Source organism: Niveispirillum sp. FG148 (assembly GCF_057809655.1).
The window spans coordinates 111,197-123,654 of sequence record NZ_JBMDKJ010000006.1 but is presented as its reverse complement, the minus strand read 5'-3'; the positions used below and the strand labels follow the sequence as shown (position 1 = coordinate 123,654).

The following is a 12,458-nucleotide window of genomic DNA, read 5'->3' as shown; positions in this document are numbered from 1 at the left end:
AAGAATGGAGACCAAGATGTCGCTTGCCACCGCACGGAGCTTCCGCCGCAATCTGGCCATGGCCCTGCTGGCCGGTACCGCCCTGCTGGCCCCCGCGACGATCCAGACCGCCCATGCGGCCCCGGCGGAAGTGATGGCCAATGGCGGTGTCGCCGATCTGGTGGAACGGGTGTCGCCCGCCGTGGTGACCATCACCGCCGCCCAGACGGCCCCGACCCGCGCCAATGCCCGCGATCTGCCGCCGGGGTTTGAGGAATTCCTGCGCCGCTTCGGCGTGCCGGGCCTGCCGGGCCAGGGTGGCCGCGGCGAAGGCCGTGGCGCCCCCGTGGCCCGGGCGCTGGGCTCCGGCTTCGTCTTCGACAGCACAGGCTATGTCGTCACCAACCGCCATGTCATCGCCGACGCCGATCAGGTCACCATCTCCTTCAGTGACGGGACGGAGCGGGAGGCGGAAATCATCGGCGAGGATGAACGCACCGATCTGGCCGTGCTGAAGGTGAAGACCGACAAGCCGCTGCCCGCGTTGAAATTTGCCGACAGCGACAAGGTGCGCGTCGGCGATGTGGCCGTGGCCGTGGGCAATCCGTTCGGTCTGGGCGGCACCGTGACGGCGGGCATCGTCTCGGCCCGGTCGCGCAATATCGGCTCCGGCCCCTATGATGATTACCTGCAGCTGGATGCCTCCATCAATTCCGGCAATTCCGGCGGCCCCACCTTCAACATGGCGGGAGAGGTGATCGGCATCAACACGGCCATCTTCACCCCCAATGGCGGGTCGGTCGGCATCGGCTTTGCCATCCCGTCCAACTTGGCCAAGCCCGTGGTGGAAGCGCTGAAGCAGGATGGCAAGGTCGAACGCGGCTGGCTGGGCGTGAACCTGCAGGCGGTCACCAAGGAACTGGCCGACAGTCTGGGCCTGGCCAAGGAAGGCGGCGCCCTGATCGCCGCGGTGGAACCGAAAAGCCCGGCGGAAAAGGCCGGCCTGAAGGCGGGTGACGTGGTGCTGTCGGCCGGTGGCAAGCCCATCAAGGACACCCGTGATCTGGCCCGCAATGTCGGCATGGTCAAGCCCGGCACGAAACTGGATATGGCCGTCTGGCGCGATGGCAAGGAAAAGACCCTGACCGTGGCCGTCGAACAGGCTCCCGGCCAGCCGCAGCAGCGTCTGGCTCGGAACGAGACGCAGAAGCAGGACGGCGAAGAAGTGGCCGGCCTGAAACTGTCCAGCCTGACCGGCCCCTGGCGCCAGCGTCTGCGTCTGGCCGATGACGCGACCGGCGTCGTCGTCCTGGATGTGGGCGACGGGGTGGAGGGCTTGCGTCCCGGCGACATCATCACATCCGTCAACAACAACCCCGTCAACCAGCCGGGCGACGTGGCAGCACAGGTGAAGGCAGCATTCAAGGCCGGCCGCAAGAACGCCCTTGTCCAGGTGAAGCGCGGCGACGCCACCGCCTTCCTGACCATCCCCGTTACCCAGGGGTGATGGGGCCCGACACTCTCACGCCCACCCCTTCTCCCGTCACCCCGGCGAAAGCCGGGGCCCAGTGTGAGGCGCGGTCAGCGCCGATATGACAAATATCGCGGCAGAAGGCGCCAATCACTTCCCAATCCAACCGGGGCGGACGGGCAACCATCCGCCCCGTTTCCATTCCGGGAACACACTACGGCCTTCGGGCGTCTTCACCGCATCAGCGACAACCGATAGAGTGCCGGCGTATCAGAAGGACGCGCACCATGAATGGCGAGATCAAACAACTGGCCGAACAGCTTCTGACCCATGGGGAGGGGTTGTTGAGCGAGCGCGAACGCCGGGTGCTGACCCGCATCGCCCATCGCCGCTCCATCGTCCGCGGCAGCCATTCCGATCTGGAACAGAGCATGAGCCTGGGCGACCGGATGGCCGACAAAGTGGCAGCCATCGGCGGCTCCTGGTCCTTCGTCATCGGCTTCGGCCTCTGCATGACCATCTGGATGCTGCTGAACGCCTCCTGGTGGACCTTCGGCTGGGACCCCTATCCCTTCATCCTGCTGAACCTGATCCTGTCGACGCTGGCCGCCGTCCAGGCCCCCATCATCATGATGTCGCAGAACCGTCAGGCGTCCAAGGACCGGGCCCAGGCCAGCATGGATTACGAGATCAACCTGAAGGCGGAACTGGAGATCATGGCCCTGCATGAAAAGCTGGACCGCCTGCGCACCGACGATATCGAAGCCATGCTGAACCGCCAGCAGGAGGAACTGACCCTGCTGCGTGCCGCCATGGAACGGCTGGAGGCGCGGGAATAGCCGGCTGCGGCAAATGTATGGTCCATACAATCCGGATTGTATGGCCGATTTACCCTCCCTACACTATCCCCGACCCTCCCGCCGCCAGGCCAGCAGCAGCATGCCCAGCGCCAGCAGCAGCACCGGCAAAGCCGGCAGCAAGGGCGTCTGTGTGACCCCCGTGACCACATGGTCGCCATTGCCGCGCAGACCCAGCCAGCCCGTCCCGGCCGCATCCCGGTCCGGCCGGACGCGGCGGATGCTGGGGATATTTGCCCCGTCGCCGCCCAGCCAGTAAGCCCCGCCGCCCGTGGCTTTCAGCGCTGGCGACAATGGTTCCGGCGTCGATCTGACATCGGCCAGCTCTGGCGGATTGACAGCCCCGACCACGGCCAGCGCCGATTTCTCCCCATCCGTCACCCGCCAGATGCCGGGCTCCGACGCGATGACGGTGCCCGTGGCCTGCCCCGTCCCCGTCTCCCGCATTTCCACCTGCTGGGCCACATCGGCGGGCGATGTGACCGTGACCGGTCGCGTATCAGGCTCCAACGACCGGCGCGTGATGGTGATGCGGCTGCCATCGACCGCCGTGCGCAGGTCATTTTCCTCCAGCTCCGGCTCCTTCATCAGCCAGTGGGCCAGCCGGCGCAGCAGTTCCGCCTGCGGCCCGCCGCCTTCATAGCCGCGCGACCACAGCCAGAAATGGTCGGACGCCAGTTGCGCCACGCGCCCCTGCCCGACCCGGTCCAGGATCAGCAGCGGCCGTCCTTCCGCCCCCGACATGACCACGCTGCCCTTGTCGGCAGACACGTCGATCTGCCGCATCCAGCTTCCCCAGGGGCCCACCCCGTCGGGCGCATCGGTCAGGCCGGCCGTCACCGGATGGCGCTTGCCGATTTCCGTCACCGTCGGCTTGAACGGCTCCTCCATCACCCTGCCCGTCGGTTCGGCCGGCAGGACGGTGCCGATGGGCGACCGGTAAAGCGACAGGGGCGTGGCGAATGTCGGGCCGCTGGCCTCCAGGAACGCGCCGCCCTTCTCCACATACTCGGCAATATTCGCCAAATACATATTGTTGATGACGCCACGCTTCTTGTAACGATCGAAGATGATCAGGTCGAATTCCGACAGCTTCATCTCGAACAATTCACGGATCGGGAAGGCAATCAGCGACAATTCACGGATGGGCGTGCCATCATTCTTTTCCGGCGGGCGCAGGATGGTGAAATGCACCAGATCCACGGCGGGATCGGCCTTCAGCAGATTGCGCCAGGTGCGCTCCCCCGCATGCGGTTCGCCCGACACCAGCAGCACGCGCAGCCGGTCACGCACACCATTGACGACGACGGCCGCCCGGTTATTGGCCAGGGTCAGCTCGCGCGAGCCCGCCTCCGCCGTCAGTTCCACGATGTTCAAACCGCCATGTGACAGGGGCACGGTGATGGGCACATCCTGGCCCAGCGGCACGGACAGGGTCTGCACATCCTGCCCGTCCTGGCGCATGGTGACGGCGGCCACCTCCCCCTCCCGGTCACGCGCGGCGGGCAGGTCATCGACGCGGATGGTGAAGGTCACATCCTTGCCGACAATGCCGAAGCTGGGCGCCTGCACGATGGTCAGGCGGCGGTCGCCTTCATCCTTGTCACCCGTCAGCAGGGCATGGACAGGGCCGAAATCGCGAAGGGACGGCAAATTGGCCGCCACGTCATGCACCTGCCCGTCGGTGATCAGGATGGCGCCGGCCAGACGGCTGCGCGGCACGTCGGACACGGCGCGCGTCATCGCCTCCATCAGGCGGGTTTCCTCCACCTCCGCCCCATCGCCCCCGCCGGCACGAACGACCCGCACCTCCAGATCGGGCAGACGCGCCAGCTTTTCCTGCACAGCGGCAGCGGCCTTTTCGGTCCGCTCCATCCGCTGGCCGATCTTCTGGCTGGGCGACTGGTCGATGATGATGACCGCCACGTCCTTGATCGGTTCCCGCTTCTCCGTCACCAGCGAGGGGTTGGCCAGCGCCAGAATGATGGTGGCCAAGGCCGCCAGCCGCCACCAGCTGCCGCGCGCCCGGCGGTAGAGGCCGTAGGAAGCGATCAGCAGGGCCAGCAGGGCCAGCGGCAGCAGCGCCGCCCAGGGCAGCAGCGGGGCAAAGGCGATATCCTGCCCGGTCATTGCCCCAGCCTTTCCAGGATGGCCGGCACATGCACCTGGTCGGCCTTATAATTGCCGGTCAGGGCATACATGATAATATTGATGCCGACACGATAGGCGATTTCCCTCTGTCGTTCCGGTCCCGGAACAACGGGGTAGAGCGGTCGACCGCGTTCATCCATGGCCCAGGCAGCGGCCCAGTCGTTCGACCCGATGATGACGGAGGAAACGCCGTCATTGCTGGCATTATCTTCCCGCGCCTCTGCCCAGACCTCCCCCCCGGAATAGCGACCGGGGAAATCGGCCAGCAGATAGAAGGCCTTGGTCAGCACATGGTCGGGCCCGACGGGGGCCAGCGGCGGAATGTCCAGCCCGCGCAGCAGCGCCTCCAGCGCCGGGCCGCCCGGCCCTTCGCCATTGTTGGTCTGCGTGCGGGTATCGATCAGGACCATGCCGCCCTGGCGCATATATTGGTTCAGCCGCTCCCGCGCCTTGTCGGACAGGGCCGTCTGTCCCTCCGTCACGGGCCAGTAGATCAGCGGGAAGAAGGACAGCTCGTCCTGTTCCAGATCGACAGGCATGGCGCCCGCCATTTCCACCGCCGTGCGGTCGGCCAGGACACGGCCCAGCCCTTCCAGCCCGGATTTGCTGATCCCGTCGACCGCGCCGTCGCCTGTGCGCACATAGGCCAGCCAGTTCTGTGCCGTGGCCTCGATGGCGCGGCTGTCATCAACGACGGCGGCCCGCGCGTCGGGGGCAAGGGCGGCAACGGCCAGGAACAGGCCAAGCCCCAGCGTGGCCCCCCGCCGCAGCAGCGCCGGCAGCGGCAGCAGTCCGCGCAAGGACAGGCCGATCAGCAGATCGATAAGGCCCAGGATCAGCGCCATGGTCAGCAAGGTGGGTTTCAGTTCGGTTTCCGTGCCGCCAGCGTACAGCCCCTGGGGCACGCCCGCCAACAACGCATCCGGCGTGGTCATGGCAGGGACGGTGGCCGACAGGTTCAGGGCGCGGGGCGATTCGGCCGGACCGTAATAGCCCGGCGGATGGCGCGGGCCCGGCGCCTTGGCCAGATCGGTGGCGGCGATGGGAAAGGCTGTGGCCGGCGGATCGGACAGATGTCCAAACCCATCCAGAAGGGCGCGCGGCGGCAGGGTTCCCGTCGCCTCCCCGCCTTCCACCCCGGCCGACAGGGCCACGACCCGGCGCAGCATGTCGACATAAAGCCCCGACAGGGCCAGGTTGGACCAGTCCGGCCCGGCCGAGGTATGGACCAGGACCAGCGCCCCGCGGCCCCGCCGTTCGGCCGTGACCAGGGGCGTGCCATCGGCCAGCCGGGCCCAGGTGCGGGGTGCCAGATCGATCCCCGGTTCGGCCAGTACCTGCCGTTTCACCGTCACATCGGCCGGTACGGTCAGACCGTGGAAGGGGCTGTCATCGGCAAAGGGCGCCAGCCCGGCCGGCACCTCCCAGGACAGCGCCCCGCCCAGCGCGCGGCCGCCGGCGCGCAGCGGCACGGGGATCAGGCTGTCGGCATTCTGCGCCAGACGCGGGCCCGCAAAACGCAGCAGCACGCCGCCGCCATCAATCCAGGCCGCCAGACGCGCCACCTCCGGCTCCGCCAGCGACCCGACATCGGCCAGGACCAGCACGGCCAGCTGCCGGTCCAGCAGTTCCGCGATGGTGCCCTTGCGTATCTCCGCATAGGGTGCCAGCGCACGGTCCAGATAATAAAGGTCGGACAGCAGCGGCTGTTCACCGTCAGCGCGGCCCGACACCAGCCCCACGGGCCGGCGGCGCCAGCGTTCGTCGGTCAGCAGCACGGCGCCCGCCGTCTCCTGCCCCTCCACGCGCAGGGCAGCCAGATCGTTGCGCAGCTCGGCCGGCAGGTCCAGCATCACCTCCACCCGGTTCTGCCCGGCCGCCAGCGTCACCTGGGCCGCCCCCAGCAACCGCCCGTCAGCGCCTTGCGCGCGCAGGGTAATGGGCAAGGGCAGGCCGGCATCAGCGCGCTCCACGGGCACCTTCAGGCTGGCCCCTTCCACCTGCGGCGGGCGGACCAGCAGGGCCGGGCGTTCCGGCCCGTCGCCACGGACCTCCAGCGCGCCCATGCGGCGCAGCGTGGTGACCAGATCGGCCATGGCCGGGTCCTGCACGCCGGCAGGTCCGGCCGCCGCGACCCCGTCCGTCAACCAGACGATATAGGGCACGCCATCCGGCCTGAACCCGTCCAGCGCCTTCAAGGCCGCCGCCCGATCCACGGCCCAGGGATGCGGCGCCAGGGTCTGGGCCTGACGCTTGGCGGCACCGGCGGCCATGGGGCCGACCAGGGCCGGCGCGTCACCATTGGCGGACGGCGCCGTGGGCAGCAGGGCGACAGGCCGCCCCTGCCGGTCGGCCTGATCGATCAGCTTGTCCAGTGCCGTCAGCCGCGCGGGCCAGTCGCGGCCCGCCGCCCAGCCATTATCGACCACCAGCAGCAGCGGCCCGCCACCCGGCAGCGACGCCGCCGGGTTCAACAGCGGCCGCGACAAGGCCAGAATGACCAAAGCCGCCAGCAGCATGCGCAGGATCAGCAGCCACAGCGGCGTGTGGTTCGGCGTCTCCTCCCGCTTTTCCAGATCGGCCAGCAGGCGGATGGCGGGAAAGGCGATGGTGCGCGGCGTGGGCGGTGTGACCCGCAGCAGCCAGTACAGGGCCGGCAGCACAACCAGCCCCAGCAGCAGCCAGGGCGCGGCAAAGGCGATGGGACCCAGGTTCAGCATGACCTCACCCTTCCCCCGCCAGCGCCGCCCACAGTGACAGCAGCGCCGTCTGCGGCGGCCTGTCCGTGCGGTGCAGGGTCAGGGTCCAGCCGGCGGTGCGGGCAATGGCGGCCAGCCCGTCACGCTGGGCCGCCAGCCGGTCCAGATAGGCATCGCGCACACCATCGACGCGCGGGACCAGCAGCGATCCCTCCCCTTCCAGCCCCTTGAAGCGCACGCGGCCTTCATAGGGCAGGGTCTCCTCGCCGGGATCCAGCACCTGCACCAGATGTCCGCGCACCCCGCGTGCCGCCAGCCGGCCCACGGCGGCTTGTATCTCGTCCAGGGGCGACAGCAGGTCGCCGATCAGCACGGCCTGGGCATGACGGGGCAATTGCACCTCAGCCGGCGGCAGGCCATGGCCGCGATAATGATGGTTGGCCTGTCCCGTCACCCAGTCGGCCAGACGCGGCAGGATGGAGCGGGCGGCCGACGGCGGCACGTCGCTGCCGGCCAGTTGCACCCGTTCCCCGCCGCGCAGCAGCAGGGCCGCCAGCGCCAGGGCGATCAGGTCGGCGCGGTGACGCTTGGTGTCCAACTCGCGTCCCGACCGCCAGTTCATGGACGGGCTGTCATCGCGCCAGATCCAGACGGTCTGCGCCGCCTCCCATTCATTCTCGCGCACGAAGACATGGGCGGTCTTGGCCGATTGGCGCCAGTCGATGCGGTTATAGGCATCGCCGGGCTGATAGCGGCGGAACTGCCAGAAGGTCTCGCCCGTGCCCGTGCGGCGGCGGCCATGCGCGCCCTGGGCCACGGTCGCGGCGATACGTTCCGCCTGCACCAGCAAGGGCGGCAGGCGGCGGGCCAGATCCTCCGCCCGGTGCTGGGCGCGGATCGATGCGGGCAGGTGGCGGCCGGAACTGTCCATGCCGGCGATCCCCCTTGTCACGCCAGCGGCGCGGTCAATTGATCGATGACCCCGTCCAGGGTGATGCCATCGGCGCGGGCCGCGAAATTCAGCGCCATGCGGTGGCGCAGCACAGGTTTGGCCAGGGCCACGACATCGTCCAGCGACGGGGTCAGGCGGCCATCCAGCAGGGCGCGGGCGCGGGCGGCCAGCATCAGGGCCTGGCTGGCACGCGGGCCGGGGCCCCAGGCCACATGCCGGCGCACGCTGTCCAGGGCGCTGCTGTCCGGGCGGGCATTGCGCACCATGTCCAGGATGCCATCCACGACGCTGTCACCCACGGGCACGCGGCGGACCAGGGCCTGGGCCGCGATCAGGTCCGGTCCCGACAGCACGGGCGTCACCGTCTCCGACACCGCCCCGGTGGTGGCGATCATCATGCGGCGTTCGCTGTCGCGGTCGGGATAATCGACATCCACCTGCAACAGGAACCGGTCCAGCTGCGCCTCGGGCAGCGGATAGGTACCTTCCTGTTCCAGCGGGTTCTGTGTGGCCAGCACATGGAAGGGCCGGGGCAGCGGGTGGTAATGGCCGGCCACCGACACGCGGCCTTCCTGCATGGCCTGCAACAGGGCCGACTGGGTGCGCGGGCTGGCGCGGTTGATTTCGTCGGCCATCAGCAGCTGGGCAAAGACGGGACCGGGGATGAAGCGGAAGGCGCGGCGGCCATCCTCGCTTTCCTCCAGCACCTCCGACCCCAGGATATCGGCCGGCATCAGGTCGGGTGTGCATTGAACGCGGCGGTCATCCAGGCCCATGACGGTGCCCAGCGTTTCGACCAGCCGCGTCTTGGCCAGACCCGGCACGCCGATCAGCAGCAGATGCCCGCCGGCCAGCAGCGTGACCAGCGACAGGTCAATCACCTGCTGCTGACCAAAGATGACACGGCCGATGGCCTGACGCGCCTCTGACAAGAGGTGCCCCAGCGCTTCCACATCGCGCAACAGCGCCTGCGGATCGGTGCCACGACCGGCGTCCAGAGCGTTCACCACCATCATCTTCCCTTCGCGTCGCCCATCAATTGCAACACCGCCCGTCGATCTGGGCTGGCACACCTGGGTACCAGAAGCTTGGCCCCACGACTATGTTATCAATGCGGCACAGGCCGTACCGCGCAATATCGACGAATGGTCCGTTCCACCATGCCGGAAAGCAAGCAGAATAGGGATGCCACTGCGGCCCCCGAGAATGGAACCACAACACCGGAGGCCGCCTTGCGCGCCCTGTCGGGTGGTGGTCCGCGTAGCCCCAGCGCCGAGGACGAGGCCTATCCCATCACCATCCGCGCCGACGGCACCTGGACCTATCACGGCAGCCCCATCGGCCGCCTGCCGATGGTCCGGCTGTTCGCGACCGTGCTGCGGCGTGATGCCGCCGGTGATTTCTGGCTGATCACGCCCGCCGAACGCGGACGCATCAATGTGGAGGACGCTCCCTTCATCGCCGTGGGGCTGGAGGTGGAGGGCGAGGGACGGGACCAGCGTCTGATCTTCCGCACCAACCTGGACCAGCAGGTCATAGCCGGTCCGGATTATCCCATCCGGGTCACCACCGACCCCGCGACAGGGGAGCCCCGGCCCTATATCGTGGTGAAGGGGCCCATCGACACACCATTGGAAGCCCGCATCAACCGTGCCATCTTCTATGAACTGGTTGAACGGGCGGTATCCGGGGATGATGGGGACATGATCGGGGTCTGGAGCGAGGGGAGATTCTTCCCACTGGGCCGGGTGACCGAGGCGTGAAGGGCGCTGGGGTATCTTGATCGAGGCCGATACAAGGGCGGGCAGCCCCGCCATTGACGACATCCGCACGCTGTTCCAGCGGCGGCGGGGGGACCCGTCACGCCTGCTGGGCATGCGCGGCGACCTGGACGGTAATCCCGGCCTGGAGGTCCCAGCGGCCCTGCGCGATGCGGCCGTGCTGGTGCCGCTGGTCGACCGGCCCGAAGGCCCCACCATCCTGCTGACCCAGCGCACGGCGCATCTGGCCGCCCATGCCGGCCAGATCAGCTTTCCCGGCGGCGGGGTGGAACCCGCGGACGAGGATGCGGTCGCCACCGCCCTGCGCGAGACGGAAGAAGAGATCGGCCTGCCGCGCGGCCATATCGAGGTGCTGGGCCATCTGGATACCTACATCACCCGCACGGGTTTCCGCGTGGTGCCCGTGGTGGCCCATGTCCGCCCGCCCTTCACCCTGCAGGCCGATCCTTACGAGGTGGCGGACGTGTTCGAGGTCCCGCTGTCCTTCATCCTGGACCCCAGTTCACGCCGGCGGGAGAGCCGGGAATATAAGGGCGCGCTGCGCCATTTCTGGGTCTTCCCCTATCAGGACCGCTATATCTGGGGTGCCACGGCGGGGATGCTGATCAATCTGTGCGAGGTACTGGGGGAGTTGGGGTAAGCGCCTCTCGCCCCTGACCTCACACGTAATCCGCCATCACCGCCGTCACGTCGGCCAGATCCACATCGGCGCAACGGAACGCCTTGCCGATGCCGCGGGCCAGGATGAAGGTGACGCGGCCATCCTTGACCTTCTTGTCCTTGGCCATGTGGGCGACCAGCTTTTCCGCCGTCCAGGTGCCGTTGCCCAGATGTTTGGCCGACACGGGCAGGCCCACCGCGGCCAGATGGGCGCGGGCGCGGGCCAGGTCTTCGGCCGGGCACAGGCCCATGCGCACGGACAGGTCGAAGGCCATGACCATGCCGATAGCCACCGATTCGCCATGCAGCAGGGCGCTGCCATAGCCGGCTTCTGCCTCCAGCGCATGGCCGAAGGTGTGGCCCAGGTTAAGCAGCTCCCGCAGGCCCGCCTCTTTCTCGTCCTGGCCCACGATCTCCGCCTTGGCGGCGCAGGAGACGCGGATCGCCTCCGTCCGCAGGGCATCGTCGCCGGCGACCAGGGCCGGGCCGTTGGCTTCCAGCCAGGTGAAGAAATCCGGCCGGTCGATCAGCCCGTATTTCACCACCTCGGCATAGCCGGCCAGCACCTCACGCGTCGGCAGGGTCTTCAGGCTGTCGGTGTCGGCCAGGACCAGACGCGGCTGATGGAAGGCGCCGATCAGGTTCTTGCCATGGCGGCTGTTGATGCCGGTCTTGCCGCCCACCGAACTGTCCACCTGGGACAGCAGCGTCGTCGGCACCTGGATGAAGTCGATGCCACGCAGCGCAATGGCGGCCGCGAAGCCACCCAGGTCGCCCACGACCCCGCCGCCCAGCGCCACCAGCACGGTCTTGCGCTCGATCCCGCGCGACAGCAGGGCGTCCATCACCTCGCCCAGCTTTTCCATGTCCTTGCTGGCCTCGCCCGAAGGCACAATGATGGGGTCCATAACCCTGGCCCCACGGCTGCGCAGGCTGTCCAGCAGGGGCGTCAGGTGGAATTGGGCCACGGCGCTGTCGGTCAGCACGACCAGCGCCCGGCCCGGCACCACGGCCTGGATCAGCGCACCCGCCTGCCCGATCAGGCCCGGCCCGATATGGATGTCATAGGAACGGTCGTCGAGCGCGACGGGAACGATGGTGCGGGCGGCATTCATGGTCTTGATCCCGGATAATCGGTCAGGCGGCACTGCTGTCGGCAGCGCCCAGCCATTGGCGGACAGCGGCGATGACGCGATCCGTGGTTACGTCGGGCGGGCTGTCGTCGCTGTCGACGGTCAGATCGGCCTGGGCATAGACGGGGTAACGCGCCTCCATCAACCGGCCCAGCACGGCGCGCGCGTCGCCCTGGCGCAGCAGCGGCCGATGGTCGCGGCGCGCCGTGCGCTGCACCAGCAAATCCAGGTCGGCGCGCAGCCAGATGGAAATCCCGCGGTCGCGGATCAGCCCCCGCGTGGCTTCATCCATGAAGGCACCGCCGCCGGTGGACAGCACCTGCACCGGCTGTTCCAGCAGGCGGGCGATGACGCGCCGTTCCCCGTCGCGGAAACCCGCCTCCCCGAACCGGTCGAAGATTTCCTGGATGGTGCAGCCGGCCGCCCGTTCAATCTCATGATCGGCATCGACGAAGGGCAAGCCCAGCTTGGCTGCCAACCGCTTGCCGATGCTGGTCTTGCCGGCGCCCATCAGGCCGATCAGAACCAGGGTCTTGGGAATGGGGGGCATGGGCACAGGCGTCATGGGCGTCAGATCCAGGGGTGGGCGCCAGAGGGTTTGACCTGGGGCGTAACCAGGATGGCTGATGGTGGCGCGATTGCCAGCCCATGATGCGGGCGCTATGGTGCGGGCAAGGCCACCGGAACGGACGTTTCCATAGCATGCGCGGGCACCCACGCCCAACCCTGCGAGCCAAGTGGAAAGCGGAGCCGGACCCGGTTGCCGACGCATGGC

At 68.3% G+C, this 12,458-nt stretch carries 10 protein-coding genes; 4 read left to right on the top strand and 6 right to left on the bottom strand.

Annotated features, from left to right (window positions below; translation table 11 throughout):
• Window positions 1-16 precede the first annotated feature (16 nt).
• Together ACODTW_RS08815 and ACODTW_RS08810 are read left to right on the top strand one after the other, a co-directional pair.
• On the top strand, window positions 17-1,486 hold the full coding sequence (locus ACODTW_RS08815; RefSeq protein WP_488945600.1) for a DegQ family serine endoprotease: 1,470 nt from the start codon (window positions 17-19) through the stop codon (window positions 1,484-1,486).
• Between the two features lie 251 nt (window positions 1,487-1,737).
• The gene (locus ACODTW_RS08810) at window positions 1,738-2,289 is read left to right on the top strand and encodes a DUF1003 domain-containing protein (RefSeq protein WP_488945599.1); all 552 of its coding nucleotides are present in this window, start codon (window positions 1,738-1,740) and stop codon (window positions 2,287-2,289) included.
• Window positions 2,290-2,352: 63 nt separating this feature from the next.
• Here the strand turns inward: ACODTW_RS08810 and ACODTW_RS08805 are convergent, their stop codons facing one another.
• From ACODTW_RS08805 to ACODTW_RS08790, 4 genes are read right to left on the bottom strand one after another with little or no spacing between them, the layout of a single operon-like run.
• The gene (locus tag ACODTW_RS08805) at window positions 2,353-4,437 is read right to left on the bottom strand and encodes a hypothetical protein (RefSeq protein ID WP_488945598.1); all 2,085 of its coding nucleotides are present in this window, start codon (window positions 4,435-4,437) and stop codon (window positions 2,353-2,355) included.
• Window positions 4,434-7,178: a DUF4159 domain-containing protein gene (locus ACODTW_RS08800; RefSeq protein WP_488945597.1), complete on the bottom strand. Its 2,745-nt coding sequence runs from the start codon at window positions 7,176-7,178 to the stop codon at window positions 4,434-4,436. Before ACODTW_RS08800 ends, ACODTW_RS08805 begins: the two co-directional genes overlap by 4 nt.
• Before the next feature lie 4 nt (window positions 7,179-7,182).
• On the bottom strand, window positions 7,183-8,088 hold the full coding sequence (locus ACODTW_RS08795) for a DUF58 domain-containing protein (RefSeq protein WP_488945596.1): 906 nt from the start codon (window positions 8,086-8,088) through the stop codon (window positions 7,183-7,185).
• A gap of 17 nt (window positions 8,089-8,105) precedes the next feature.
• The gene (locus tag ACODTW_RS08790; protein ID WP_488945768.1) at window positions 8,106-9,122 is read right to left on the bottom strand and encodes an AAA family ATPase; all 1,017 of its coding nucleotides are present in this window, start codon (window positions 9,120-9,122) and stop codon (window positions 8,106-8,108) included.
• A 132-nt stretch (window positions 9,123-9,254) separates the two neighbouring features.
• Between ACODTW_RS08790 and ACODTW_RS08785 the strand changes: the two genes are divergently transcribed.
• Together ACODTW_RS08785 and ACODTW_RS08780 are read left to right on the top strand one after the other, a co-directional pair.
• The gene (locus ACODTW_RS08785; RefSeq protein ID WP_488945595.1) at window positions 9,255-9,872 is read left to right on the top strand and encodes a DUF1285 domain-containing protein; all 618 of its coding nucleotides are present in this window, start codon (window positions 9,255-9,257) and stop codon (window positions 9,870-9,872) included.
• Between the two features lie 16 nt (window positions 9,873-9,888).
• Window positions 9,889-10,530 (top strand): CoA pyrophosphatase, encoded by a 642-nt coding sequence (locus tag ACODTW_RS08780; protein WP_488945594.1) that lies wholly within the window; start codon window positions 9,889-9,891, stop codon window positions 10,528-10,530.
• 19 nt (window positions 10,531-10,549) lie between these two features.
• Here the strand turns inward: ACODTW_RS08780 and aroB are convergent, their stop codons facing one another.
• Both aroB and ACODTW_RS08770 read right to left on the bottom strand, forming a co-directional pair.
• Window positions 10,550-11,665, bottom strand: a complete 1,116-nt coding sequence (gene aroB, locus ACODTW_RS08775) for a 3-dehydroquinate synthase (RefSeq protein WP_488945593.1) — start codon at window positions 11,663-11,665, stop codon at window positions 10,550-10,552.
• 22 nt (window positions 11,666-11,687) lie between these two features.
• Entirely contained in the window at window positions 11,688-12,248 is a 561-nt protein-coding gene (locus ACODTW_RS08770) for a shikimate kinase (protein WP_488945592.1), read from the bottom strand.
• Window positions 12,249-12,458: the final 210 nt, after the last annotated feature.

What these genes read in the sequence shown, in the direction of transcription:
- ACODTW_RS08815 (WP_488945600.1), top strand. Translation starts at nt 17, where the DNA reads ATGTCGCTTGCCACCGCACGGAGCTTCCGCCGCAATCTGGCCATGGCC.
- ACODTW_RS08810 (WP_488945599.1), top strand. Translation starts at nt 1,738, where the DNA reads ATGAATGGCGAGATCAAACAACTGGCCGAACAGCTTCTGACCCATGGG.
- ACODTW_RS08805 (WP_488945598.1), bottom strand. Translation starts at nt 4,437, where the DNA reads ATGACCGGGCAGGATATCGCCTTTGCCCCGCTGCTGCCCTGGGCGGCG.
- ACODTW_RS08800 (WP_488945597.1), bottom strand. Translation starts at nt 7,178, where the DNA reads ATGCTGAACCTGGGTCCCATCGCCTTTGCCGCGCCCTGGCTGCTGCTG.
- ACODTW_RS08795 (WP_488945596.1), bottom strand. Translation starts at nt 8,088, where the DNA reads ATGGACAGTTCCGGCCGCCACCTGCCCGCATCGATCCGCGCCCAGCAC.
- ACODTW_RS08790 (WP_488945768.1), bottom strand. Translation starts at nt 9,122, where the DNA reads ATGGTGGTGAACGCTCTGGACGCCGGTCGTGGCACCGATCCGCAGGCG.
- ACODTW_RS08785 (WP_488945595.1), top strand. Translation starts at nt 9,255, where the DNA reads ATGGTCCGTTCCACCATGCCGGAAAGCAAGCAGAATAGGGATGCCACT.
- aroB (WP_488945593.1), bottom strand. Translation starts at nt 11,665, where the DNA reads ATGAATGCCGCCCGCACCATCGTTCCCGTCGCGCTCGACGACCGTTCC.
- ACODTW_RS08770 (WP_488945592.1), bottom strand. Translation starts at nt 12,248, where the DNA reads ATGACGCCTGTGCCCATGCCCCCCATTCCCAAGACCCTGGTTCTGATC.